Here is a 24,657-nt window from a genome sequence, read left to right as displayed (position 1 = left end):
AGGGGTGCCCGCTCCCGACGCCGACCTCCTCCGCGCCGACCCGCTCGCCCTCGAGCGCCAGGTCTGCTTCGCGCTGTCCGTGGCGGCCCGCAACGTCGTCGCGGTCTACCGGCGCTTCCTCGAGCCGATGGGGCTCACGCACCCGCAGTACCTGGTCATGCTGGCGCTCTGGCAGCACGGCCCGCTGTCGATCAAGGACCTCAGCCGGCTGCTGCAGCTGGACCCCGGGACGCTGTCCCCGCTGGTGAAGCGGCTCGCGGCGGCCGACCTCGTCCGGCGCGACCGGGACCCGCGGGACGAGCGGTCCCTGACGATCACCCTCACCGAGCGCGGCCGCGGCCTGCGGGCCGAGGCCGCGGCCATCCCGGCCGGCATCACCGAGCACCTCGGCATGCCGGTCGAGGAGCTGCAGGAGCTGCACTCGGCCCTGACCCGGGTCATCGACGCCGCCCAGCACGCCCTCGACGACGACGTCCCCGTGGCGGAGCCGACACCTTGATTGGGGCACCAATGGTTGGGGTGCCCGGTATCCCGGTGTAGACAGGAGGGGTGCAGCCCGTGCCGGAGACCGAGTCCCCCGACCAGCGCGTGCGGCCCGGCGTCGTGCGCTGGGTCGGCTACGCGATGGGCGCCGGCCTGCCGCCCCGCCACCGCACCTGGGTGCTGCACGACACGACGACGCGCACGTGGGTGCTGCGTCACGTGGCCCGCAGCCTGGTGCAGCTCGCCGTCCCGATCGCGCTCGTGCTGCTGGTGGTGCCCGGGCCGTTCTGGATCCGCGGGCTGGCCGCACTGGGCGGGCTGATCCTGGGCCTGGCGTTCTCCATCGCCTACATGCCCGAGGCCACCGAGAACCGGGTGAAGAAGGCCGGCTACCGGGCGGGCACCGCCCAGGCGGTGAGGGACCGCAGCTCGGCCGAGCGGCAGGTGCGCGACACCGAGCGCCGGCGCGCGGCGGCCGCCCGGCGGGCGGCCCGCTACCGCGACCGCCGGTCCGGCTGACGGCGCGGGCAGCCAGGCGCCCGGCCCCCGCTCCCGTAGGCTCCCCGCCCAGCGCCGGTCGTCCGACCGGGGCCGCGACCTGGAGCCGAGGTGACCGGACCGACCCCCGAGCAGGCCGAGCACGAGCGCGTCCGCTTCCTCGCCGGGGTGACCGAGTCGCTGGCCGAGCTGCTCGACACCGGCCGGGCCGCCGATCGGCTCGCCCGCCTGGTGGTGCCGCGGCTGGCCGACTGGGCCACGGTCACCGTCCTGGCCGGCGACGGCGCCCCGGGCCGCACGGCCCGCGCCCACCGCGACCCCCGGCGGCTCGCCGACGTCGACACCTACCTCGCCGGGCGGGTGGCCGCGCCCCGCGACCAGGCGGCGCTGACCGCCGCGCTGCGGTCGGGCGAGCCGGTGCCGGTCGACCCGGTCGACCTCGACCTCGGCCCCGAGGCGCTGCCCGAGGGCCCGGTGCGCGACGCCTGGCGGCGGCTGGACCCGAGGTCGGGCCTGCTGGTCCCGCTGCAGGCGCGCGGCTCGGCGTTCGGCGTCCTGTCGCTGGTGTGCACCGGCGACCGGCCGCCGCTCACGCCCGAGGAGGTCGACCTCGCGGCGCAGGCGGCCCGCCGCGGGGCGCTGGCCCTGGACAACACCCGCCGCTACGGCCGGCAGCTGCGGGTGGCCGAGACCCTGCAGCACAGCCTGCTCACCCCGCCGCCGGAGCGCGCGGGCCTGCAGATCGCCGTCCGCTACCGCCCCGCGGGCTCGCACGCCCTGGTCGGCGGGGACTGGTACGACGCCGTCGCCCAGCCCGACGGCGCGACGCTGCTGGTCATCGGCGACGTCACCGGGCACGGCGTCGAGGCGGCCGCCGCGATGGCCCAGCTGCGCAGCGCCGTCCGCACGCTGGCCTACGACTCCCCCGACAGCCCGGCGCGTACCCTCGACCGCGTCGACCGGGTGCTCTCCGGGCTGCACACCGGCACGCTGGCCACCGCGCTGGTCGCCCGCCTCGAGCTGCCCGCGGCCGACGGCACCCGCACGCTGCGCTGGTCGTCGGCCGGGCACCTGCCGCCCCTGCTGGTCGCCCCGGACGCCGCCGTGCGGGTGCTGTCCTCCCCCGCCGAGCGGCTGCTGGGCACCCAGGAGCCCGCGCGCCGCAGCGACCAGCAGACGGTGCTGCGGCCCGGGGAGGCGGTGCTGCTGGTCACCGACGGGCTGGTCGAGGTGGGCCGGCAGGACGTCGACACCGGGATGGCGCGGCTGGTCGACGCGCTGCACGGGCTGGGCGGGCTGTCGGCCGACGCGCTGTGCGACCGGCTGCTGACCCGCGTGGTCCCCGACGGCACCGACGACGACGTCGCCGTGCTCGCCGTCCGCCTGCTGCCGGACTGACCCGACACCGGGCACACGGGGGGCGGGCCGCACGGCGGTCCTCCTAAGGTGCAGCCGTGGCAGGCGGGGAGACCGACGGGACGGCGGCGAGGACGACAGCGACGACGGCGGGCGGCACCGGCACCGCGACCGACCCCCGGGACGACGCCACCCGCGCGTGGTCGGCACTGCGGCGGCGGCTGTCCGACGAGGCCACCGCGGCGCTGGGCGAGGACGAGGCCGACGCCTTCCTCACCCGCGTCGACCTGGCGCTGGTCGACGTCCACGGGCCGCTGGCCGAGCTCTACGGCGACCGGGCCGACGACCTGTTCGCGCGGGTCCTGCGCACCGCCCTGGCCGCGGCGGCGGACCGGCCGCGGGCGCTGCGCCGCCTCGACCGCCGCCGGGAGCTCGACCCCGGCTGGTTCCAGCGCACCCGGCTGCAGGGCTACGTCTGCTACGTCGACCGCTTCTGCGGCACCCTCGACCGGCTGGCCGGGCAGCTCGACCACCTCGCCGAGCTGGGCACCACCTACCTGCACCTGATGCCGCTGCTCCGGCCGCGCGAGGGCGAGAACGACGGCGGCTACGCGGTGGCCGACTACCGCGCCGTCGACCCGCGACTGGGCACGATGGCCGACCTGGAGGCGGTGGCCGGGGCGCTGCACGAGCGCGACATGGCGCTGTGCATCGACCTGGTGCTCAACCACACCGCCCGCGAGCACCCGTGGGCACGGGGGTGGCTGGCCGGCGACCCCGCGTACGCGGGCTTCTACACCGCCTTCCCCGACCGGACGCTGCCCGACGCCTACGACGCGACCATCCCCGAGGTGTTCCCCGACCGCGCCCCCGGCTCCTTCAGCTGGGTGCCCGAGGCCCGCGGCGGCGCCGGCGGCTGGGTGTGGACGACGTTCTGGCCCTACCAGTGGGACCTCGACTACACCAACCCCGAGGTCACGCTGGCGATGCTCGGCGAGATCACCTGGCTGGCGAACCGCGGCGTCGACGTCTTCCGCATGGACGCCGTCCCGTTCATGTGGAAGCGGATGGGCACCACCTGCCAGAACCAGCCCGAGGGGCACACGCTGCTGCAGCTGCTGCACGCGGTGACCCGGCTGGCCGCGCCCGGCGTCGTGTTCAAGGCCGAGGCGATCGTCGCCCCCGACGACCTCGTGCAGTACCTCGGCGCGCACGAGCGGTTCCGCCCGGAGTGCGAGCTGGCCTACCACAACCAGCTCATGGTGCTGCTGTGGAGCAGCCTGGCCACCGGCGAGGTGCGGCTGGCCCGCCAGGCGCTGGGCCGGATGCGGCCGATCCCGCCGTCGACGTCGTGGGTCACCTACGTGCGCGGCCACGACGACATCGGGTGGGCCATCACCGACGCCGACGCCGCCGCCGTCGGGCTCGACGCCTTCGCCCACCGGCGCTTCCTCAACGACTTCTACTCCGGCCGCTTCCCCGGCTCCTTCGCCCGCGGCGCGCTGTTCCAGGAGAACGAGGTCACCGGCGACGCCCGCGTCTCGGGCTCGGCGGCGTCGCTGTGCGGCATCGAGGACGCCCTGGAGCGCGACGACGCCGCGGCGCTCGAGGCCGGCACCCGCCGGCTGCTGCTGCTCTACTCCGTCGCGTACGCCTTCGGCGGCATCCCGCTGCTCTACATGGGCGACGAGCTGGCCCTGCGCAACGACACCGGCTACGTCGCCGACCCCGCGCGGGCACCGGACAACCGCTGGATGCACCGCCCGCCCATGGACTGGGCCGCCGCGGCCCGGCGCACCGACCCGGGCAGCCTGGAGGGCCGCGTGTTCGCCGCCGTCCGGGAGCTCGGGCGGGTGCGCCGCTCCCTGCTGGCACTGCGCGGGGGCACCGAGCCGGAGCTGCTCGACGCCGGCAGCGACGCGGTGCTGGCCTGGCGGCGCCGGCACCCGCGCAGCGGCGCCTTCGTCGGCGTCGCCAACTTCTCGCCCCGCCCGCAGGAGGTCGACGCCGACACCGTCACCGGCTTCGGCAGCTTCGTGCAGGTGCACGGCAGCGACGGCCGGCTCGGCGTGCGCGGCGGCCGGCTGACCGTCCCCGGGCTCGGCTTCGCCTGGTTCGCCGAGCCCTGACCCGACGCCCTGCACGACCCCGAGGAGGACGCGTGGCACGGATGGACCTGCGGGTGCGGCTGCTCGGCCGGGCCCTGTCCCGGCTGTCGGTCGCGACGATGGACGACGAGCGGCTGCGCCGCGCCCAGACCCAGCGCATCGGCCACAACCCGGTGACCGACCTCCTGCTGGGCGGCGTGGCCCGCGGGGTCGGCCTGACCGACGGGACGGCGCGCGGCGAGGCGGACCCGGTGCCCGTCCGCACCTACCGGCCTGCGGGCGCGGCCGGCACGCTCCCGCTCGTCGTCCACTTCCACGGCGGCGGCTGGACGCTGGGGAACCTGGACTCCGGCGACTGGCTGTGCAGCAACGTCGCGGCGACGGTCGGCGCCGTCGTCGTCTCGGTGGACTACCGGCTCGCGCCGGGGCACCGCTGGCCGGCCGCGGCCGAGGACTGCTACGCGGCCCTGGTGGACGTCGTCGGGCGGGCGGCCGAGTTCGGCGCGGACGCCGGCCGGGTGGCGGTCATGGGCGACAGCGCCGGCGGCAACCTGGCCGCCGTCGTCAGCCTGATGGCGCGCGAGCGGTCCGGCCCGCGGATCACCCACCAGGGGCTGGTCTACCCGTCGGTCGACCTCACGATGAGCAGCCCGTCGATGGACGAGAACGCCTCCGCGCCGATCCTCACCGCGGCCGACTGCCTGGCCTTCCGCGACCACTACCTGGGTGGGCAGGACCCGCGGGCGCCGCACGCCTCGCCGCTGTTCGCCGCCGACCACACCGGGCTGCCGCCAGCGCTCGTCCAGGTCGCCGAGCACGACCCGATCCGCGACGACGGGTACCGCTACGCCGAGGTGCTGCGCGCGGCCGGCGTGCCGGTCCGCCTCACGCAGTACGTCGGCATGCCGCACGGGTTCCTCGCCTTCCCGCGGCTGTGCCGCTCGGCGCCGCAGGCACTGGCCGAGCTGTGCGCGGAGCAGGCGGCCGCGCTGGCCTGAGCACACCCGGCGGCGTGGCGCGCCGGGGGTGCCGTCGGCGGGTGGACGGCGGGACTGACAAGGTGGGGGCGTGGCAGACGTCGAGCAGGCCAGCGGATCCCGGACCCCCGCCGTGTCCAGCTACAAGGGGCACGGCATCCACGCCGCGCCCGGCGTGCACGAGTACGCGCTGGAGCTGGTGCGGGCCGCGCTCCCCGACGGCGGGCGGGTGCTCGAGGTGGGCTCGGGCTGCGGCGCGCTGGCGCTGCGGCTGCGCGACGCCGGCCTCGACGTCGTCCCCACCGACCTCGACCCGCCGCACGACTGGATCGCCCGGCTCGACCTCGACGACCCCGACTGGACCGACGAGACGCGCGGTCCCTTCGACCTGGTGGTGTGCGTCGAGACGCTGGAGCACGTGGAGAACCCGCGGCAGGTGCTGCGGTCGATCCGGGCGCTGCTGCGGCCGGGTGACCGGCTGCTGGTGAGCACGCCGAACGTGACGCACCCGCACTCGCGCCTGCTCACCCTGCTGCGCGGCGCGCCCTACGTCTTCGGGCCGCGCTTCTACCACGCACCGGGCCACATCACGCTGCTGCCGGACTGGGCGCTGACCGAGCACGTCCGGCAGGCCGGGTTCGACGACCTGCGGGTCAGCACCGGCGGCGACCACTTCTACCGCGGCGCCATGCGGCTGGCCTTCCGGCTGGAGATGGCGGTGCTGGCGCTGCTGGGGATCCGCGCCCGGCGTCCCCGCTCCGGCGACGGCGTCTGCACGTTCGTCACCGCCACCGCGGTCTGAGGCCGGTCCGGCGGCCCCGCGGGACCGCCGGACCGCCGGACTCAGGCGGGCTGGACGCCGAAGGTCTCGGCCAGCCGGGTGATCTTGCGGGCGCGGGCCAGCCGGGGCAGGTCGCTGCCGTCGCGGATGACCTGGTCGCGGGCGTCGAAGTCGGCCAGGAAGTCCTGCGCCCAGGCGACGTCGGAGGGCGCCGGGCTGATGATCTCGTTGAGCACCGGCGCCTGGTCGGGGTCGAGGCAGAGCTTGCCGGTGAGGCCCAGGGAGACCGTCACCGCGCTCTGCTCGCGCAGCACCGGGAGGCTGTGGGTGACCGTGGGCCCGTCGATCGGGCCGGGCAGCTCGCCGATGCGGCTGGCCACGACCAGCCGGGAGCGCGGGTAGGCCATCGCCAGGTCGTCGGCGCTGGTGCCGGTGTCGCGGCGGTAGTCGCCGCTGCCGAAGGCCAGCCGGAAGGTGCCGCGGGCGCGGGCGATGCTCACCGACTCCTCGATGCCCAGCGCCGACTCCACCAGCGCGAGCACGGGGGTGGCGCCGCCGAGGCGGTCGTAGGTCTCGGTGACGTGCTCGGCGGCCTCGGTCTTGGCCAGCACCACGCCGAGCAGCCCGGGGACGCCGGCCAGCGCGGCGACGTCGTCCTCCCAGTACGGGGTGGAGTGGTCGTTGATCCGCACCCACGCCGACCGCTCGCCGTCGGACAGCCACCGGCACACCCCGGCGCGCGCCTCGTCCTTGCGGGCCGGGTCGACGGCGTCCTCGATGTCGAGCACCACCTGGTCGGCGCGCGACCCGTGCGCGGGGTCGAACAGCTCGGGGCGGGCGCCGTTGACCAGCAGCCACGAACGGGCGTCCTCGGGACCGACTCTCCTGCGTGCCATCACGGCCACCATCCTCGCGGTGTGCGCCAGGCCACAGCGGACCCGGTGCCGACGCCGCCCCCCGGCGGGCGGCGCAGGAGGCCGTTACGGTGGCCCGTGTCACACCGGCGACCACCGGAGGCGCGTCCGTGTCCCTCGTGACGGTGCTCGCGACCGGCGGCACGATCGCCACCCGCACCGACGAGCGCGGCGTGTCCACCGCGCGGGACAGCGGGGCCGACCTCCTCTCCCGGCTGGGTCCCGGTGCCCTGCCGGAGGTGCGGGTCCGCGACGTGCTCCGCGTCGGCAGCTACCGCATGACGCTGGCCCAGGCCACCGAGGTCGCCCGGGCAGTGGCCGGCGAGCTCGCCGACCCGGACGTCGACGGCGTCGTCGTCACGCACGGCACCGACACCACCGAGGAGACCGCCTTCCTCCTCGACCTCTTCCACGCCGACCCCCGGCCGGTGGTGCTCACCGGCGCCCAGCGCCCCGCCGACGCGCCCGACGGCGACGGCCCCCGCAACCTCGCCGACGCGGTCACCGTGGCCGCCGCCCCGGCCACCCGCGACCTCGGCGTCCTCGTCGCCTTCGGCGGGCAGCTGTTCCCCGCCCGCGGGACGCGCAAGAGCCACACCCTGGCCGCCGACACCTTCGCCGCGCCGGACGCCGGCCCGCTGGGGCGGGTGGACGGCGCGACGGTGCGCGTCGAGCGGCGGCCGGTGCGCCGCCCGCCGTTCGACCTGGCGGCCTTCGACCCGGCCGGGGTGCGCGTCGACGTCGTCGCCTGCCACCCCGACGCCGACGCCACCGCGCTGCACGCCTTCGCCACGGCCGGCGCCCGCGGCCTGGTCCTGCAGGCGACCGGCTCGGGCAACGCCAACCCGGTCATCTGCCGGGCGGTCGCCCAGCTCACCGCCGCCGGGGTCGTCGTCGTCACCTCCACCCGGGTGGCGGCCGGCCCGGTGGCCGCGCTGTACGGCGACGGCGGTGGCACCGACCTGCTGGCCGCCGGGGCCCTCCCGGCCGGCCTGCTGCGCCCCTCGCAGGCGCGGGTGCTGCTGGCGGTCCTGCTCGGCCTGCACCGCGACCCCGACGAGGTGCGCGCCGGCTGGCGGGAGGCCGCCGGCTGACCGACCCCGCACGACCCGAGGCCCCACGGAGGCCCCACGAGAGGAGAAGGGCATGCCCAAGGAGATCCTGTGCGCCTTCGGCGTCGACGTCGACGCGGTCGGCGGCTGGCTCGGGTCCTACGGCGGCGAGGACTCCCCCGACGACATCTCCCGCGGCCTCTTCGCCGGCGAGGTGGGGGTGCCCCGCCTGCTCGAGCTGTTCGCCCGCCGCGGGATGCCGAGCACGTGGTTCTGGCCCGGGCACTCCGTGGAGACCTTCCCCGAGCCGTTCGACGCCTGCGTGGCGGCCGGCTGCGAGATCGGCGTGCACGGCTACAGCCACGAGAACCCGATCGCCATGAGCCGCGAGCAGGAGGCGTCGGTGCTCGACCGCTGCATCGGGCTCATCGAGGAGCGCTCCGGCCGCCGGCCCACCGGCTACGTCGCCCCGTGGTGGGAGTTCTCCCCCGTCACCAACGAGCTGCTCCTCGAGCGCGGCATCACGTACGACCACTCGCTCATGCACCGCGACTTCGAGTGCTACTACGTCCGGGTCGGCGACAGCTGGACGAGGATCGACTACTCGCAGCCTGCCGAGACCTGGATGAAGCCGCTGGTCCGCGGCGAGGAGACCGACCTCATCGAGATCCCGGCGAACTGGTACCTCGACGACCTGCCGCCGATGATGTTCGTCAAGACCAGCCCGAACAGCCACGGCTTCGTCAGCCCCCGCCACCTCGGCGAGATGTGGACCGACCAGTTCGACTGGGTCTACCGGGAGATGGACCACGCCGTGGTCACCTTCACGATCCACCCCGACGTCTCCGGCCGCCCGCAGGTGCTGCTCATGCTCGAGCGGCTCATCGCGCACATCGACACCCACGCCGGCGTGCGCTGGTGCACGTTCGACCAGATCGCCCACGACTTCGCCGCGCGCTCGCCGCGCCGGGCCTGACCGCGACGTGTGCGGCGCCTGCGGGGGCTCCCCGGCCGAGGACTGGGCCTCGCCCGTCCTCGGCTCGCGCCCGGCCCGCGCGGCCGCGGCGGCGGTGCTCGCCGCCGCCGCCGCGCGGGGGACGGCGGTGCGCGCCGTCCCCGGCGGCTGGACGGTGCGCCGCCCGACAGGGGCGGCCGTCGTGGTCGGCACGCTGAGCGGCCTGCTCACCGCCGCGGCACCCGACCCCGACGCCGACGCCGGGCTGCCGCCCGCGCCCGGTGCGCAACCGCCCCCGCCCGACCACCGGCGGCCCGTCACGCTGGTGCACGGGGACGGCGACGGCGCGGTCGACACCCGCGACGCCGGCTGGGCCGAGCGGGTCCCGCCGTGCGGGCCGCCGCTCGTGCTGGCCGCACCAGCGGAGCCCACCGCCGTCCTCGACCGGCTGCTCAGCGACCCGCTGCGCCGCTCGCTGCGGATCGCCGGCCTGGTCGGGCAGGTCTTCGGCCCGGGCACCGCCGCCCGGCTGCCCGGTGTCCCCGGCGCGGTCGCCGTCGACCGGGTGCCGGCGCTGGCCGCGCTGCTGGCCCTGCGGCTGGCCGGCCGGTCGCCGCACGAGCGGACCCGCACGGCCGTCGACGTCGACGGGACCCCGGTGGTGCTGGAAGCGCTGGGCCGGCGGGTGCTCTCCTTCGCTGCCGCTGCCGCTGGGACTGCCGGGCACTGAGCGGTCAGGCCTCCGCGGGCGTCGCCGTCACCAGCGCGTGCTCGGGCAGCACGCCCGTGCGGTGCCGCTGACGCAGCAGGTAGTAGGCCAGCCCCACGGCCGCGATGGCTCCGATGAACACGAACGCGCCCCACTGCAGGTACCAGCGGTGGGGCTCGGTGGCGTTGTAGACCTCACGCCGCGGCCAGGCGAGGTTGAGCGCCATGCCCGCCCCCCAGAGCACGGCCAGCGCGTTGACCGGCAGGCCCCAGCGGCCCAGGGAGAACCAGCGCCGGTCGCCGGCCGCCTCGGGCCCCGGCCACCGTCCCCGCAGCCGGGCGAGCAGCATCGGGACGGTGACCAGCAGGTAGGCCAGGTACACCATGATGATCGCGATGCTGGTGAGCACCGTGAAGATCTGCGGCTGCCGGATGTTGACCAGCAGGATCGACACCGCGAGCACCCCGGTGACCACGGCCGGCACCACCGGCGTCTTGCGCTTGGGGTCCACCCGCGCCAGCCGGCTGCTGAAGGGCAGGTTGTTGTCGCGGGCCATCGCGAAGGCCATGCGGATGGTGGCGGTGTGCACCGCCAGGCAGCACACGGTGATGGCGATGACGATGCAGACCAGGAACGCCTTGCCCAGGCCGGGCCCGGCCGCCTGCAGCAGCACGTACTGCAGCCCGCCGGTGCTCGACGACAGCGCCGGGTCGCCCAGGTCGCGCACCGCCATGAGCCCGGTGAGCAGGATCAGCCCGCCGAGGACGAAGGACGCGGTGACCGCCCGCAGGATCGCCCGGGGTGCGGTGCGGCGCGGCTCGATCGTCTCCTCGCCCAGCGAGCTGGCGGTGTCGAAGCCGTACATCACGTAGGCCGAGGCCAGTGCCGCGACGAGGAACGCGCCGAGGTAGCCGCCGTCCTCCCCCGCGCCTCGGCCGCCGGTGTCGGTGAGCACCTCGACCGGGCTGCGGGTCACCGCGAGCGCGAGGATGACGACGATCAGCACGGCGGCGACCAGCTCGATGAACACCCCGGCGCTGTTGATCCGCGCCATCAGCCGGACGCCGTAGGCGTTGACCAGCGTGGTGAACAGGATGAGCGCGCTGCCCAGGACGACCGCGTTGACGGCGAAGTCGTAGGTGCCGGTGCCGTCGCCGACGAGCTGGAAGCCCGACCACAGCTGCGGCAGCGTGATCTGGTAGGCGAGCACGGTCGCCGACAGGGTGACGACCGACGCGGTGAGCATCATCCAGCCGGTCATCCACGCCGTCGTCCGGCTGCCCAGGCGCTTGGTCCAGTTGTAGAGCGAGCCGGCCACCGGGTAGCGGGCGGCCAGCTCGGCGAAGCACAGCGCCACCATCAGCTGCCCGACGAAGACCATCGGCCAGGACCAGACGTAGGCGGCGCCGCCGGCACCGAAGCCGAAGTAGAACAGCTGGAAGGTGCCGGTCAGGATCGAGATGTAGCTGACGCCGGCCGCGAAGCTGGAGAAGCCGCCGATGCTGCGGTCGAGCCGCTGCTGGTAGCCCAGCTGGGCGAGGTGGGAGTCGGCGTCCTTCGGGTGCTGCGCGCTCATGGCCGTCCGTCCGGTCGTGAGGTGCGGACGCCGTCCCCCCCGACGGGCCCCCTGGTCGGCGGGGACCGTATCGCGGGTCCGGCCCGGCGGCCGCTCAGCCGGGTTCGGCGAGCAGGTCGCTGGTGATCACCATCGTGGTCGCGCCGAGGTGCTCGGCGACGGCCTCGGCCATCATCCGCTCGCCCTCGGCCTCCCCGTGCCGGCAGCGGTCGCGGGTGGCGGCGTCCGGCCAGCGCGCGTAGGCGACCCAGGTGCCGTCGTCCGCGCGGTGCAGCCGCGACCCGTAGCTGCCGCAGGTGGCGTGGATGGCGCGGGTGACCCGCTGCCAGCCCTCGACGAAGGAGTCCTCGGCGCCGGGGTGCAGGCGCCAGCGGTAGACGACGGCGAACACGCATCTCCTCCTCGGGGGCGGCGATGATCAGGTGACCTGATCGTGCAGCGTCCTACCCGACCTCCCACGGTCGGGTAGGACGCTCGGGGATCAGGTCACCTGATCATCGCGACGCCCCCTCGGCTCACTCGTCGAAGACCAGCGACGGGGTGTCCACCCGCAGCGTCTGCCCGCGGAAGAACTCCGGGTGCCGCGCCCGCCAGGCGAGCATGAGCACCACGCCGAGCAGCAGCAGGCCGATGCCGATGACGAAGACGCTGCCGATGCCGAACACCGACGAGCCGCTGCCGTAGGCGGGGTCGAGGGTGTCGACGGCGGTCTGCACGAACACCGCGGTGAGCATGAGCGCGCCCAGCAGCGGCAGCACGCCCTTGAACACCAGGTCGCGGGCGCTGCGGAACAGCTCGCGGCGGAAGTACCAGACGCAGGCGTAGGCGGTGAGGCCGTAGTAGAAGCAGATCATCAGGCCGAGCGCGTAGATCGTGTCGATGAGGACGTTCTCGCTGATGATCGTCATCCCGACGTAGAACGCCGCGGTCGCGGCGCCGGCGACCAGGGTCGCCGTCGAGGGCACCCGGTGCCGGGGGTGCACCTCGGCCAGCCGCTGCGGCAGGGCCCCGTAGGTGCCCATGGCCAGCATGGTCCGGGTGGTCGGCAGGAACGTGGTCTGCAGGGACGACGCCGAGCTGGCGACGACGGCGAGGAACAGCAGGAACGCCAGCCCCGGGCCCAGGACGGGTCCGGCCAGCGCGGCGAAGACGTTGTCGCTGGTGTCGGGGTTGCCCAGGCCCGTGCCCTCGGTGCCGACGCCGGCGTACATCTGCACGACGATCGCCACGCCGACGTAGGTCACGATGATCACCAGCATGGTGAGCAGGGCGGCGCGGCCCGGGGTGCGGGCGCTGCCGGCGGTCTCCTCGTTGACCGTCAGGCAGGTGTCCCAGCCCCAGTAGATGAACAGCGACAGCGACAGGCCGGCGGTGAACGCGCTGAAGGAGGTGATCGCCGTCGGGTCGAGCCAGGAGAACTCGAACGAGATCCCGCCCGGGGCCGAGCCGGCCTTGGCCAGCGCCGCGACCGCGAACACCAGCAGCACGACCATCTGGAAGCCGACCAGCACGTACTGCACGCGCTTGGTGGCCTCCACCCCGCGGTAGGTGACCCAGGTGGCGAGGGCGACGAACGCCACGCAGGTGAGGGCGTTGACGACCGCGTCGTCGCCGAGGGTCGCCAGCGACTCCGACCCGGTGATCTCCCCGAGCAGCAGGTAGAAGAAGGAGACGGCGACGCCGGCCAGGTTGGACAGCACGATGATCGTCGCCAGCAGCGCGCCCCAGCCGGCCAGCCAGCCGACGTAGGGGTTGAACGCCTTGGTCGTCCAGGTGAACGACGTCCCGCAGTCCGGCGCCACCCGGTTGAGCTCCCGGTAGGCGTAGGCCACCAGCAGCATCGGCAGGAAGCCGGCCAGGAACACCGCGGGCATCTGCAGGCCCACCTCGGTCACCGTGGGACCGAGCGTGGCGGTGAGCGCGTAGACCGGCGCGATGCTCGAGACCCCCAGGACCACGCTCGCCAGCAGCCCCACCGAGCCGCCCGCCAGCCCCTTCGTCCGCAGATCGGTCTGCTGCCCGGTCCCCCGGTCCTGTCCCACCGCCATGCGGCCCTCCTCTCGTCGCACCGCCGTCGGCGGCCGGTCACCGGACACGGCAGGTGTGCCGCGCCTCACACGGGACAGGAGGCCACTCCCCCGCCCGGCGCGGAAGAGGCCACGATGTACACCGTGCCCGGCCCGCGTCGACAGTCCGGCATGGACGTCGGCACGGATCCGAGCGCCGGGAGCATGCACCACCGCTGTTTCGTGCGCGTGTCGGCGCACCGGTGACTCATTCCGTCGAGGCAGCCGACCCCCGGGGGTGACCCGAATCGCCCGACACCGGCGCCGACACTTGGCATCGCGGAAACCGTCGCTTAACGTGTCATGCGACACGGATTCCGTCGTCCTGACGGCTCGGGAGCGCTCCGACCCGCCGTCCTCCACCGCACACGGATCGGACCTCGACGTCATGACCCGCTACGGCGCCCAGTTCGGGCCCGACATCACCTACCTGGGTGTCGACCGCTGCGACCTCGACGACCCGGCCTCCTTCGCCGGCGCCGACGTCGTCGTGCTCGGCGCCCCCTTCGACGGCGGCACGTCGCACCGCCCGGGCACCCGCTTCGGCCCGCAGGCGATCCGGATGACCGACTACCTGCCGCACGACGGGTCGCGGCCCAGCCTGGCGCTGCGCACCGACGGGCTGCGCGACCTGCGCGTGCTCGACGCCGGCGACGTGGAGATGTACTCCGGCGACATCGAGACCGCACTGCCCGCGCTGGAGGCCGCGGTGGAGACCGTCACGCGGTCCGGCGCGATCCCGGTGGTGCTCGGCGGGGACCACTCCATCGCCTTCGCCGACGCCAAGGGGGTGGCCAACGTCCTCGGTCACGGCCGGGTGTCGATGATCCACTTCGACGCGCACGCCGACACCGGCGACATCGAGTTCGGCTCGCTGTGGGGCCACGGTCAGCCGATGCGCCGGCTCATCGAGTCCGGCGCGCTGCGCGGCGACCGGTTCCTGCAGGTGGGACTGCGCGGCTACTGGCCGCCGCCGGAGACGCTGGACTGGATGGCCGCGCAGCGGATGCGGTCCTACGAGATGACCGAGATCGGCCACCGCGGGCTCGACGCCTGCCTCACCGAGGCCTCCGCCATCGCCACCGACGAGTGCGACGGCGTCTTCCTCTCCGTCGACATCGACGTCTGCGACCCCGGGCACGCGCCGGGCACCGGGACGCCGGAGCCGGGCGGGCTCACCGCCCGCCAGCTGCTCGACGCCGTCCGCCGGCTGTGCCTGGAGCTGCCGGTGGTCGGCATCGACGTCGTCGAGGTCAGCCCGCCCTACGACCACGCCGACATCACCGCGGCGCTGGCCAACCGCGTCGTCCTCGAAGCACTCTCGGCGCTGGCCCGCCGCCGGCGCGACGCCCGCGACGGCACCCGCTGGGACCCGTCGGTCCCCCTGCTCGCGAACCGCCCCGACACCACCCCCCAGGAGAACCCGTCATGACCGAGCTCGCGTCGTCCTGCCACGCCTCCGGCTCGGCCGGCGCCCGCGCGGCCGCCGGCACCCCGCACCCGCTGGACCCGCTGACACCGGAGGAGTTCCGCGCCGCGGCGGCGGTCCTGCGCCGGGACAAGGGGGTCGACGAGCGCTGGCGGTTCGCCTCGATGGAGCTGCGCGAGCCGGCCAAGGACGTCGTCCGCGCGTTCTCCCCCGGCGACCCGATCCGCCGCGAGGCCCGGGTGACCGTGTGGAGCCGCGACGAGGGCACGCCGTACAAGGCGGTCGTCTCGCTGACCGACGACGCCGTCCTCTCGTGGGAGGCGGTGCCGGGCGAGCAGGCCAACATGACCCTCGACGAGTGGCACGAGGCCCACGAGGTGCTCATCCGGCACCCCGACGTGGTCGCGGCGCTGGCCCGGCGCGGCATCACCGACCTCGACCTGGTGCTCATCGACACCTGGGCCTACGGCCACTCGCTCATCCCGCAGGGGCTGCAGGACCGCCGGGTCGGCTGGACCGACGTCTGGCGGCGCTCGGTCCCGAACGGCAACCCCTACGCCAACCCGGTGATGGGCCTGCACTTCGTCGTCGACCTCAACACGATGGAGCTGCTGCACACCGAGGACAGCGCCCCGCCGCAGCCGGCCCCGGTGATGGGCGAGTACCTGCCCGCGCTGGTGCCGGGCCTGCAGCAGCGCACCGACGTCCGGCCGCTGGAGATCACCCAGCCCGAGGGTGTCTCCTTCGAGCTCGACGGCCACGAGCTGCGCTGGCAGAACTGGTCGATGCGGCTGGGCTTCAACCACCGCGAGGGCCTGGTCATCCACCGGGTGTCCTACGACGGCCGCCCCGTGGCGCACCGGATGTCGTTCGCCGAGATGGTCGTGCCCTACCGCGACCCGAGCCCCGACCACCACCGGCGCACCGCCTTCGACATCGGCGAGTGGGGCCTGGGCTTCATGACCACCTCGCTCAAGCTGGGCTGTGACTGCCTCGGCGACATCACCTACGTCGACGCCGTCCTGCACGACACCCGCGGCGAGCCGTACACCATCGAGAACGCCATCTGCCTGCACGAGGAGGACGACGGCGTGCTGTGGAAGCACGTCGACGAGCAGGCCGGCTCGGAGGTGCGCCGGTCGCGGCGGATGGTCGTCTCGTTCCACGCGACGGTGGCCAACTACGAGTACCTGACGTACTGGCGCTTCTACCAGGACGGCACGATCCAGTGCGAGGTCCGCGCCACCGGGATCATGGTGACCAGCGCCTTCGAGGGCACCCCGCCGGCCTACGGCACCGTCGTCGACGAGCGCACCTACGCGCCCATCCACCAGCACTTCGTCGTGGCGCGGCTCGACATGGAGGTCGACGGCCCGGAGAACACCGTCGTCGTCACCGAGAGCGAGGCGCTGCCGGTGTCGGAGGACAACCCGTACGGGCTCGCCGTCGTCACCCGGAGCCGGCCGGTGGAGCGCGAGTCCGAGGGGCGCCTCGACCTCGACTTCGCCACCCAGCGGTCGTTCAAGGTGGTCAACCGGACGAAGCCCAACCGGCTGGGGACGGCGCCGGGCTACAAGCTCTACCCGAACTCGGCGCTGCCCTCGATGGCGCACGCCGACGCGCCGTTCCGGCAGCGCGCGCAGGTCATCGACCACCCGGTGTGGGTGAGCCGCTTCGACGAGGAGCAGCGCTGGCCCTCGGGCGAGTTCTGCAACCAGAGCCGCCGCGACGCCGGTCTGCCGGTGTGGCAGGAGGCCGACCGCTCGCTGGTGGACACGGAGCTGGTGCTCTGGCACGTGTTCGGCATCCACCACGTGCCGCGGCCGGAGGACTGGCCGGTCATGCCGGTCGACGTGGTGAGCTTCGAGCTCAAGCCGGTGGGCTTCTTCGACCGCAACCCGGCTCTCGACGTTCCCCCGGCCCCCGGCACGTGCCACTAGAAGGACCCCGCTGCCCCCCACCGCTCGCAGGCTCGCGGCGGGACCCTGCAGCGGGGCCGCGGACAAGCACTCCCGGCCCCCCACCGCTCGCAGGCTCGCGGCGGGACCCTGCAGCGGGGCCGCGGACAAGCACTCCCGGCCCCCCACCGCTCGCAGGCTCGCGGCGGGACCCTGCAGCGGGGCCGCGGACAAGCACTCCCGGCCCCCCACCGCTCGCAGGCTCGCGGCGGGACCCTGCAGCGGGGCCGCGGACAAGCACTCCCGGCCTCCCACCGCTCGCGGGCTCGCGGCGGGCCCCCGCAGCGGGGCCGGACGTCCTGCTGCCGCTCGGTGCGGCGGCCCTGCCGCGGTTCCTCGCGCACAGCGCAGCGGGGGCCGCGGCGGGCTGCGCCGCGGTGCACGGCCTGGCCCTCCTCGCCGCACCGCACGCCGGGACGGCGCTGCTGTCGGCGGCCTGCCTGGTGTGCGCGGTGCACCTGTGGCGGCGGCCGGGCCGGGCGGCGTGGGCGGCGCACGTCGTGCTGACGACGGCGATGCTGCTCGCCCACCCGCCGGTCGCCGGCGGTCACGTGCACTCCGCCGCGACCGGCCTGGCCGCCTGGGCCGGGCCGGTCGCGGGCCTGCTGGCGGTGGTCGCGCTGCTGCTGGCCGCCGTCCGCGGGCTCGGCGCCGTGAGCCCGGTCCTGCGTCGTCCCTAGCGGATCAGCCGGACGCGGATCGGCAGGTCCAGATCGGACCACGCCGGATCAGCCGTGAGCACCTCGGGCGGGTCGCTCCGCACGGTGAGGGCCAGGCAGCACCGGTCGCCCAGTGACAGCGAACGTCCACCCGGCAGCGCGCGCAGCGCACCGGCCAGTTCGGCATCGGCCTCGGTGACCGGCTCGACCCGCACACCTGCGGCGGCCAGCAGCTGACGGAGGCGCGCTGGATCGGCGCCGACGTCGGCATCGACCAGCTTGCCGACCACCTCGGCGAGGTTCGCCGTCCCGAGCACGGATCCGGCCAGGGCCGTGATGACCAGGTCGGCGCCGGGCTCGTCGTGGAGCAGGGCGAGGACCGCCGAGGCGTCGAGGACCGTCACTCGCCGGATGCGGCAGCTGCGCGGCGCTCGGCCAGCAGCTCGTCGACCAGGGACCGCGAGGCGGGCACTGCCGCCGCCAGTCCCCGGAGCTCACACGGGAGCCGTGCCAGCACCGCCTCCTCCCGCACCGGTGCCCGTCGTCGCCATCGGTCCGCGGTGGGAGCCGCTGCCCGGAGCGACCGGCGGAGTCGGGCATCGTCGGACAGCGGGCGCTCCCTCCGTCCCGGCCGGGACGAACACGCGCCGAGCGCCCCCTCCGGACGGCGGAGCGGGCGCTCAGCGTGTGTTCGCGGCCCGCCGCTCAGTCCTCGGGCAGCCGCACCGGGGCGAGCTCGTCGAACAGGTCGCCGGGGCCCGGGTTGTCCGGGTGGCTGCGCCCGCCGAGGTGGTGCACCACGCCCCACACCGCGTTGAGCGCCGTCTGCACCGCACCCTCGGCCCAGCCGGCGGTCCAGGAGATGTCGTCCCCGGCGAGGAACAGGCCCCGGTACTGCTCGGGCAGCTCGTCCTGCTGGAAGTGGGTGAACAGCCGGCGCTGGTAGCGGTAGTGGCCGGGCAGGTTGGCCTTGAACGCGCCCATGAAGTCGCGCTCGGACTCCCACGACACGGTCACCGGCGAGGCGATGACGTGCCGGCGCAGGTCGACGTCGGGGTAGATCTCGCGCAGCGACGCGAGCATGACCTCCATCCGCTCGGTGGCCGACAGCGGCAGCCACTTGAGCGAGTCGTCGGCCCAGGTGTAGCTCAGGCAGATCAGCCCGGGCCGGCCCTCGCCCTGGTCGAGCAGGTACGTGCCGCGGGTCATCCGGTCCGACAGCGTCATGCTCATCCGGTGCCGGCCGGTCCGGGGGTCGACGTCCTTCCAGAACGGCCGGTCGACCAGGCAGAACAGCTTCGTCGAGCCCATGTAGTGGGTGCGCTCGATCGCCGTCCAGTGGTCGATCGGGAACAGGCTCTCGTCGCAGGCGATCCGGGACAGCAGGTTCCAGCTCTGCGCGGTGAACACCGCGGCCCGGAACGTGCGGATCCCGCCGGCGGCGTCGGTGACGGTCAAGCAGTTGGGCGCGGTCCGGTGCAGCCGGGTCACCCCGGGCAGCGGCTGCCCGCCCGCGTGCAGCGAGGCCAGGCTGGTGCCGGCCGGCCAGTGCACCGGCGCCTCGACCTCGCGCCGCCACAGCCCCACCGGGATCTGCTGGCTGCCGCCCACGATCGACAGGTGGTCGTCGTCGGCCGCGGTGTAGACCACCCGCAGGATCTCCAGCATCGAGTTCGGGTAGTCGGTGTCCCACCCGCCGGTGCCGAACCCGACCTGGCCGAACACCTCGCGGTGCCGGAAGGAGCGGAACGCCGGCGACGCGGCGAGGAACCCGTAGAAGGTCGTGTCGTCGAGCCGCTCGACCAGCTCGTCCCAGATCGCCTTGATCGTCTTGACGTCGCGGTCGCGGATCGCCGCCTGCATGTCCTCGAGCCGCACCCGGTCGACCAACGTCTCGTGCCAGGCGTCGGCCACCTCGCGGTAGAGCGGCGGCAGGTCGTCGAGGGACTGCGCGTAGTGGGTCTCGCCCTTGAGGTCGACCACCGTGCTCGGGGTCGACACGTCGAGCGGGTTGGGGAAGCGCGTCGTCCGCAGGCCCAGCTGCCGCACGTAGGAGAACAGGGACGTCGACGACGGCGGGAAGCGCATCGCGCCCATCTCGGCGACCACGCCGGGGTGCCCCTCGAACGGCGTGGAGCGCAGCCGGCCGCCGATCTCGTGGGCCTCGTACACGACCGGCCTGAGACCCAGCCGCATCAGCTCGTAGGCGGTCACGATGCCCGAGAGGCCGCCGCCGACGACGGCGACCTCGGTGCCGTGCTCGCCCGCGGGCACCTCGCCGAGCCCGGCGGGGTGGGCCAGCCAGTCGTCGTAGGCGAAGGGGAAGTCCGGGCCGAACATCGTCAGCGGCCGGGCGGGGCGCTCCTCGCCCGGCTCGTGGGCGTTGACGGGGATGGCGGAGGTCATGCGCGGGTCTCCGTGGGGTAGAGCTCGGGACGGCGGTCGGTCAGGTGGGTGTTGAGCCGGCGGGACGCGGCCAGGACGGCGGGGTCGACGTCGGCCAGCAGCAGCTCCTCGCCGCGGCCGGCGCGGGCGAGCTCGGTGCCCTCGGGCGAGATGACGCAGCTGGCGCCGCAGTAGACGAACTCGCCCTCGGTGCCGGTGCGGTTGGCGTAGGCGACGTACACCTGGCTCTCGTAGGCGCGGGCGGGCACCAGCACCGTGCCGACGTGGCCGTAGGGGTCCATCAGCCCGGTGGGGACGACGAGCAGCTCGGTGCCGGCCACCGCGTGGGCGCGCACCGCCTCGGGGAACTCGACGTCGTAGCAGACGAGCAGGCCGACGGTGAGGTCGTCGAGCCGGAACTGCACCACGCCGACGTCGCCGGGCACGAACGCGTCACGGTCGACGTCGCCGTAGAGGTGCGCCTTGGCGTAGGTGGCCAGCAGGCTGCCGTCGCGCTCCAGGACGGCGACGGTGTTGGCCACCCCGCCCGCGGTGCGCACCGGCAGCCCGACGGCGACGGCCAGCCCGTGCTCGGCGGCGATCGCGGCCACCCGGTCGGTGAGCGGGCCGGGCACCGGCTCGGCCAGCGCGGCCACCCGGTCGGCGCCGATGGCGTAGCCGGTCAGCGACATCTCCGGGGTGACCAGCAGCCGGGCGCCGGCCGCGGCCGCGCGGGCGGCGGCGTCGGCGACCGCCGCCAGCCCGGCCTCCGGGTCCGGCGTGTGCGCCGGGCCCTGCAGCAGCGCGATCCGCACGGTCAGGCGCCCGTGCGCAGGGCCGAGCGGCGGTACCCGTAGCCGAGGTAGACGGCCAGGCCGAGCAGCATCCAGCCGACGAAGACCACCCAGGTCGAGGCGCCGAGGCCGAACATGAGCAGGACGCAGAACAGCACGCCCAGCACGGGTGTGACCGGGTAGAGCGGCGTGCGGAAGGTGCGCGGCAGGTCGGGGCGGGTGCGGCGCAGGATGACGACGCCCACGTTCACCAGCGCGAAGGCGAACAGCGTGCCGATGCTGGTGGCGTTGGCCAGCTCGCCCAGCGGGACCAGCCCGGCCAGCAGCGCGATGAGCACGCTGACGATGACGGTGTTCGCCACCGGGATCCGCCGGCGGGCGCTGACCTTCGAGAACACCGGCGGGACCAGGCCGTCACGCGACATCGCGTAGAGGATGCGGGTCTGCCCGTAGAGCACGGTGAGCACCACGCTGGCGATGGCGACGACCGCGCCGATCGAGAGCAGCACCGCCGTCCAGGTCTGGCCGGTGGCCAGGCTCAGCACGTCGGCGAGCGCCGCGTCCGAGCCGCTGATCTGCTGCCACGGCACCGCGCCGACGGCCGACAGCGCCACCAGGCAGTAGACGACGGTGACCACGAGCAGCGACAGCATGATGGCGCGCGGCAGGTCGCGGCGGGCGTCGCGGGCCTCGTCACCGGCGGTGGAGGCGGCGTCGAAGCCGATGTAGGAGAAGAAGGCCTGCGAGGCCGCGGCGGTCACGCCGGCGAGGCCCATCGGCACGAACGGCGCGAGGTTGCCGGCGCGGAAGGCGGTGAAGGCGACCGCGCAGAAGAACAGCAGGACACCGACCTTGAGCACGACCATCGCGGCGTTGACGCGGGCGCTCTCGCTGGTGCCCCGCAGCAGCAGCGCCATCGCGAGCAGCACGACGACGATCGCCGGGATGTTGACGACCCCGCCGTCGCCGGGCGGCGCCGACAGCGCGGCGGGCAGCACCGCGCCGACGGTGTTCGAGGCGAGGTCGTCGATGTAGGCGCCCCAGCCGACGGCGACCGCGGCCACCGAGACGCCGTACTCGAGCATCAGGCACCAGCCGCAGACCCAGGCGACGAGCTCGCCCATGGTGGCGTAGGTGTAGGAGTACGAGGAGCCCGAGACCGGGATGCTGCCGGCCAGCTCGGCGTAGGACAGCGCGGAGAACAGCGCGGTCACCGCGGCGAGCACGAAGCCGAGGACGACGGCCGGGCCGGCCAGCGGCACCGCCTCGCCGAGGATGACGAAGATGCCGGTGCCCAGCGTGGCGCCGATGCTCAGCGCGGTGAGCTGCCACAGGCTCATCGACCGGCGCAGCCCGTGCCCGCCGTCCTCCTCGTGCTGGGCGACGATGGCGTCGACCGGCTTGAGCCGGAACAGCTGGCTGCGGCGGGTCCGGGCCACGGTGCCCGGCCCGCTCCTGGTGGTGTGCACGTGCGCTCCTCTGCGGCCGTGTCCGGCGTCGTCCACCCAGGGTCCTCCGACGGACTCCTGTGGCGTGGGTCGCAGGGAGCATCACCACCGGTTGCCCAGATGTCAACCACGGTTTCCTAGACCGTCGGCGACGCGCCCGCCCGCCCCTCGGAGAGCGCGGGGGCGAACACCCACAGCACGCGGGTGGGACCGTCGGGGCGCAGCGAGCGGAAGCCGTGCTCGGCACCCGGCGAGAAGGTGAACGCGTCCCCGGTCCCCAGCGCGGTGACCTCGCCGGCGACGGTCACCTCGAGGTCGCCCTCGAGGACGAAGACGAACTCCACCTCGGCCGGCAGCGCGTAGGTCTCCGCGCCGCTGCCGCCGCCCGGCGCCACCTCGGAGAGCAGCGCCTGCAGCCGCCGCTCACCGGAGGGCGTGAGGAGGTACTCGGTCAGCCCCTGGCCGCCGAAGGAGATCGGCGGGTAGCTGCCCGCCCGCACGACCTCCCCGCTGGGCGCGGCCTCGAACAGGCTGCCCGGCGAGATGCCCAGCGCGGCGCAGACGCGGACCAGCGCGGCCACCGAGGCACTCGCCTGGTCGCGCTCGAGCTTGCTGAGGAACCCCTTGGTCAGGCCGCTGGCGTCGGCCACGTCGGTCAGGGTCAGCCGACGCGCCTGCCGGACGGCCTTGAGCCGCGCCCCGATCCGCGGCACCCCGTCGTCGAGCACTGCCTCCACCGCACCTCCCCGGTCCCCCGCGACCCTAGTTCGCCGCGCCGGGGAGTTGACAAGTGGGAAACACGAGTTGACAGTGACCGGCGACCCGGACGGGGGAGCCCGTCACCGCACCGTCCCGGAGGAGCACCCGTGCAGGAGCAGACCCCGATCGGCCCCGTCGACGCCACCCGCGTGCCGCGCTACGCCGGCCCGGCCACCTTCGCGCGGCTGCCGCGCCTCGACGAGGTGTCCCGTGCCGACGTCGCCGTCCTCGGGGTGCCCTTCGACTCCGGCGTGAGCTACCGGCCCGGCGCCCGCTTCGGCCCGGGCCACGTGCGGGCGGGCTCCAAGCTGCTGCGGCCCTACAACCCCGCGCTCGACGCCACGCCGTTCGGCACCCAGCAGGTGGCCGACGCCGGCGACATCGGCGTCAACCCCTTCGACCTCGGCGAGGCGATCGAGACCATCGACCGCGAGGTGACCGCGCTGCGGGCCGACGGCGCCCAGCTGCTCACCCTCGGCGGCGACCACACCATCGCGCTGCCGATCCTGCGGTCGCTCGCGCGCGACCACGGGCCGGTCGCGGTGCTGCACTTCGACGCCCACCTCGACACCTGGGACACCTACTTCGGCGCCCCCTACACGCACGGCACGCCCTTCCGCCGCGCCAGCGAGGAGGGGCTGATCGACCTGGAGCGCTCGCTGCACATGGGCATCCGCGGCCCGCTGTACAGCAAGCAGGACCTCGAGGACGACGCCGTCCTGGGCTTCCAGGTGATCCGCTCCGACGACTACGAGGTCGACGGCGTGCGCAGCATCGTCGAGCGGATGACGCGGCGGCTGGCGGGCGGGCCGGTGTACGTGTCGGTCGACATCGACGTGCTCGACCCCGCGCACGCCCCGGGCACCGGCACGCCGGAGGCAGGCGGGCTCACCAGCCGGGAGCTGCTCAACACGCTGCGCGGGCTGGTCGGCCTCGACGTCGTGGGCGCCGACATCGTCGAGGTGTCCCCGCCCTACGACCACGCCGAGCTCACCGGCATCGCCGCGGCCCACGTGGGCTACGAGCTGCTCTCGGTGCTGGCGCTCAACCGCGCCGGGGCCTGATCCTCCTCCCGCGCGTCGTCGTGCTCTGCCCACAGTCGGTGGGCAGCGCACGACGACGCGCAGGAGACGGTGCGCAGGGGGAGGTCCGGCCCGCGACTCAGAGGCCGGCGGCGGGCGCGGGACCCTGCGGGCCGCGGGTGCCCCACGCGTAGGTCTGCTTGGCCAGGCCCAGGTAGAGGTGGGTCTCGGTGGACTCCACGCCCTCCACCCCGCGGATGCGCGCGACGACGTCGAGCAGCTGGTCGTCGTCCTCGCAGACCACCTCGACGAGCACGTCCACCGTCCCGGCGGTGATGACGACGTAGTCGACCTCGGGGAAGGCGGCGATCCGCTCGGCCGCGGTGCGGGCGTCGCCGCTGGTGCGCACGCCGACCATCGCCTGCCGCGAGAAGCCCACCTGCAGCGGGTCGGTGACGCCGACGATCTGCATGACGCCGGCGTCGAGCAGCCGCTGCACCCGCTGCCGGACGGCGGCCTCCGACAGCCCGACCGCCGTGGCGATCCGCGCGTAGGGACGGCGGCCGTCCTCCTGCAGTTGCTCGATGATCGCCCGGGAGACGTCGTCGAGCACGAACTGGCGACGGATGCTCATGCCGGTCCTCCCCCGTGCAGCGTCCCGGGCGACCCGGCCCCCCGGATCGTAGCCAGGCCACGCGGTCGACCACATGGCCCGCACGGGTGGCCCG

At 74.8% G+C, this 24,657-nt stretch carries 23 protein-coding genes; 13 read left to right on the top strand and 10 right to left on the bottom strand.

The window, feature by feature from the left end:
• Positions 1–4 precede the first annotated feature (4 nt).
• The 6 genes from LY71_RS23775 to LY71_RS13020 all read left to right on the top strand — a co-directional run bounded on the left by LY71_RS23775 (position 5) and on the right by LY71_RS13020 (position 6,224).
• Entirely contained in the window at positions 5–499 is a 495-nt protein-coding gene (locus LY71_RS23775; protein WP_245887869.1) for a MarR family winged helix-turn-helix transcriptional regulator, read from the top strand.
• Positions 500–558: 59 nt separating this feature from the next.
• Complete coding sequence (locus LY71_RS13040; protein WP_245887868.1) at positions 559–1,002, top strand: DUF5313 family protein; 444 nt, start codon at positions 559–561, stop codon at positions 1,000–1,002.
• Between the two features lie 90 nt (positions 1,003–1,092).
• The gene (locus LY71_RS13035) at positions 1,093–2,379 is read left to right on the top strand and encodes a PP2C family protein-serine/threonine phosphatase (protein WP_106278139.1); all 1,287 of its coding nucleotides are present in this window, start codon (positions 1,093–1,095) and stop codon (positions 2,377–2,379) included.
• A 56-nt stretch (positions 2,380–2,435) separates the two neighbouring features.
• Positions 2,436–4,466, top strand: coding sequence for an alpha-amylase family protein (locus LY71_RS13030; protein WP_106278137.1), 2,031 nt, complete (start codon positions 2,436–2,438; stop codon positions 4,464–4,466).
• Positions 4,467–4,507: 41 nt separating this feature from the next.
• Entirely contained in the window at positions 4,508–5,443 is a 936-nt protein-coding gene (locus LY71_RS13025; protein ID WP_106278135.1) for an alpha/beta hydrolase, read from the top strand.
• Positions 5,444–5,513: 70 nt separating this feature from the next.
• Positions 5,514–6,224, top strand: coding sequence for a class I SAM-dependent methyltransferase (locus LY71_RS13020; RefSeq protein ID WP_106278133.1), 711 nt, complete (start codon positions 5,514–5,516; stop codon positions 6,222–6,224).
• A 41-nt stretch (positions 6,225–6,265) separates the two neighbouring features.
• On the opposite strand, the gene LY71_RS13015 is transcribed toward LY71_RS13020, so the two are convergent.
• Positions 6,266–7,099, bottom strand: a complete 834-nt coding sequence (locus LY71_RS13015) for an HpcH/HpaI aldolase/citrate lyase family protein (protein WP_106278306.1) — start codon at positions 7,097–7,099, stop codon at positions 6,266–6,268.
• Between the two features lie 128 nt (positions 7,100–7,227).
• On the opposite strand from LY71_RS13015, the gene LY71_RS13010 reads away from it, so the two are divergent.
• Genes LY71_RS13010 through LY71_RS13000 form a run of 3 tightly spaced genes read left to right on the top strand, consistent with a single transcriptional unit; the run spans position 7,228 to position 9,854 of the window.
• A complete protein-coding gene (locus LY71_RS13010; protein WP_106278304.1) occupies positions 7,228–8,211 on the top strand; it encodes an asparaginase in 984 nt (327 codons plus the stop codon).
• A 52-nt stretch (positions 8,212–8,263) separates the two neighbouring features.
• On the top strand, positions 8,264–9,145 hold the full coding sequence (locus LY71_RS13005; RefSeq protein ID WP_106278131.1) for a polysaccharide deacetylase family protein: 882 nt from the start codon (positions 8,264–8,266) through the stop codon (positions 9,143–9,145).
• A 7-nt stretch (positions 9,146–9,152) separates the two neighbouring features.
• Positions 9,153–9,854, top strand: a complete 702-nt coding sequence (locus LY71_RS13000) for a hypothetical protein (protein WP_106278129.1) — start codon at positions 9,153–9,155, stop codon at positions 9,852–9,854.
• 4 nt (positions 9,855–9,858) lie between these two features.
• Here the strand turns inward: LY71_RS13000 and LY71_RS12995 are convergent, their stop codons facing one another.
• The 3 genes from LY71_RS12995 to LY71_RS12985 form a co-directional block, all read right to left on the bottom strand.
• On the bottom strand, positions 9,859–11,409 hold the full coding sequence (locus LY71_RS12995; RefSeq protein ID WP_106278127.1) for an APC family permease: 1,551 nt from the start codon (positions 11,407–11,409) through the stop codon (positions 9,859–9,861).
• A 94-nt stretch (positions 11,410–11,503) separates the two neighbouring features.
• Positions 11,504–11,800, bottom strand: coding sequence for an antibiotic biosynthesis monooxygenase (locus LY71_RS12990; RefSeq protein ID WP_146146136.1), 297 nt, complete (start codon positions 11,798–11,800; stop codon positions 11,504–11,506).
• 124 nt (positions 11,801–11,924) lie between these two features.
• A complete protein-coding gene (locus tag LY71_RS12985) occupies positions 11,925–13,457 on the bottom strand; it encodes an APC family permease (protein ID WP_106278122.1) in 1,533 nt (510 codons plus the stop codon).
• Between the two features lie 406 nt (positions 13,458–13,863).
• Between LY71_RS12985 and speB (LY71_RS12980) the strand changes: the two genes are divergently transcribed.
• From speB (LY71_RS12980) to LY71_RS12970, 3 genes are all read left to right on the top strand, one after another.
• Positions 13,864–14,907, top strand: coding sequence for an agmatinase (gene speB, locus LY71_RS12980; RefSeq protein ID WP_106278120.1), 1,044 nt, complete (start codon positions 13,864–13,866; stop codon positions 14,905–14,907).
• Complete coding sequence (locus LY71_RS12975; protein WP_106278118.1) at positions 14,904–16,844, top strand: primary-amine oxidase; 1,941 nt, start codon at positions 14,904–14,906, stop codon at positions 16,842–16,844. Before speB (LY71_RS12980) ends, LY71_RS12975 begins: the two co-directional genes overlap by 4 nt.
• Before the next feature lie 395 nt (positions 16,845–17,239).
• On the top strand, positions 17,240–17,542 hold the full coding sequence (locus LY71_RS12970) for a hypothetical protein (RefSeq protein ID WP_106278116.1): 303 nt from the start codon (positions 17,240–17,242) through the stop codon (positions 17,540–17,542).
• On the opposite strand, the gene LY71_RS12965 is transcribed toward LY71_RS12970, so the two are convergent.
• The 5 genes from LY71_RS12965 to LY71_RS12945 all read right to left on the bottom strand — a co-directional run bounded on the left by LY71_RS12965 (position 17,539) and on the right by LY71_RS12945 (position 22,885).
• Positions 17,539–17,925 (bottom strand): type II toxin-antitoxin system VapC family toxin, encoded by a 387-nt coding sequence (locus tag LY71_RS12965; protein ID WP_106278114.1) that lies wholly within the window; start codon positions 17,923–17,925, stop codon positions 17,539–17,541. The genes LY71_RS12970 and LY71_RS12965 overlap by 4 nt on opposite strands.
• Before the next feature lie 301 nt (positions 17,926–18,226).
• Entirely contained in the window at positions 18,227–19,927 is a 1,701-nt protein-coding gene (locus LY71_RS12960; protein ID WP_106278112.1) for a flavin monoamine oxidase family protein, read from the bottom strand.
• A complete protein-coding gene (locus LY71_RS12955) occupies positions 19,924–20,721 on the bottom strand; it encodes a carbon-nitrogen hydrolase family protein (RefSeq protein WP_106278110.1) in 798 nt (265 codons plus the stop codon). The genes LY71_RS12960 and LY71_RS12955 overlap by 4 nt, the downstream gene beginning before the upstream one ends.
• 2 nt (positions 20,722–20,723) lie before the next feature.
• Positions 20,724–22,169 (bottom strand): amino acid permease, encoded by a 1,446-nt coding sequence (locus LY71_RS12950; RefSeq protein ID WP_211297321.1) that lies wholly within the window; start codon positions 22,167–22,169, stop codon positions 20,724–20,726.
• A gap of 116 nt (positions 22,170–22,285) precedes the next feature.
• Entirely contained in the window at positions 22,286–22,885 is a 600-nt protein-coding gene (locus LY71_RS12945; protein WP_106278108.1) for a helix-turn-helix domain-containing protein, read from the bottom strand.
• A 129-nt stretch (positions 22,886–23,014) separates the two neighbouring features.
• Between LY71_RS12945 and speB (LY71_RS12940) the strand changes: the two genes are divergently transcribed.
• Positions 23,015–23,971 carry an agmatinase gene (gene speB / locus LY71_RS12940; protein WP_106278106.1) on the top strand — a complete coding sequence of 319 codons (957 nt, stop codon included), beginning with the start codon at positions 23,015–23,017 and terminating at the stop codon, positions 23,969–23,971.
• A gap of 97 nt (positions 23,972–24,068) precedes the next feature.
• Here speB (LY71_RS12940) and LY71_RS12935 read toward each other — a convergent pair whose 3' ends face one another.
• Complete coding sequence (locus LY71_RS12935) at positions 24,069–24,563, bottom strand: Lrp/AsnC family transcriptional regulator (protein ID WP_106278104.1); 495 nt, start codon at positions 24,561–24,563, stop codon at positions 24,069–24,071.
• Between the last annotated feature and the right edge of the window lie 94 nt (positions 24,564–24,657).

This window comes from Geodermatophilus tzadiensis (assembly GCF_003002915.1).
GTDB lineage: Bacteria > Actinomycetota > Actinomycetes > Mycobacteriales > Geodermatophilaceae > Geodermatophilus > Geodermatophilus tzadiensis.
The sequence above is the reverse complement of the archived record's forward strand: the minus strand, read 5'-3'. Positions and strand labels throughout refer to the sequence as shown.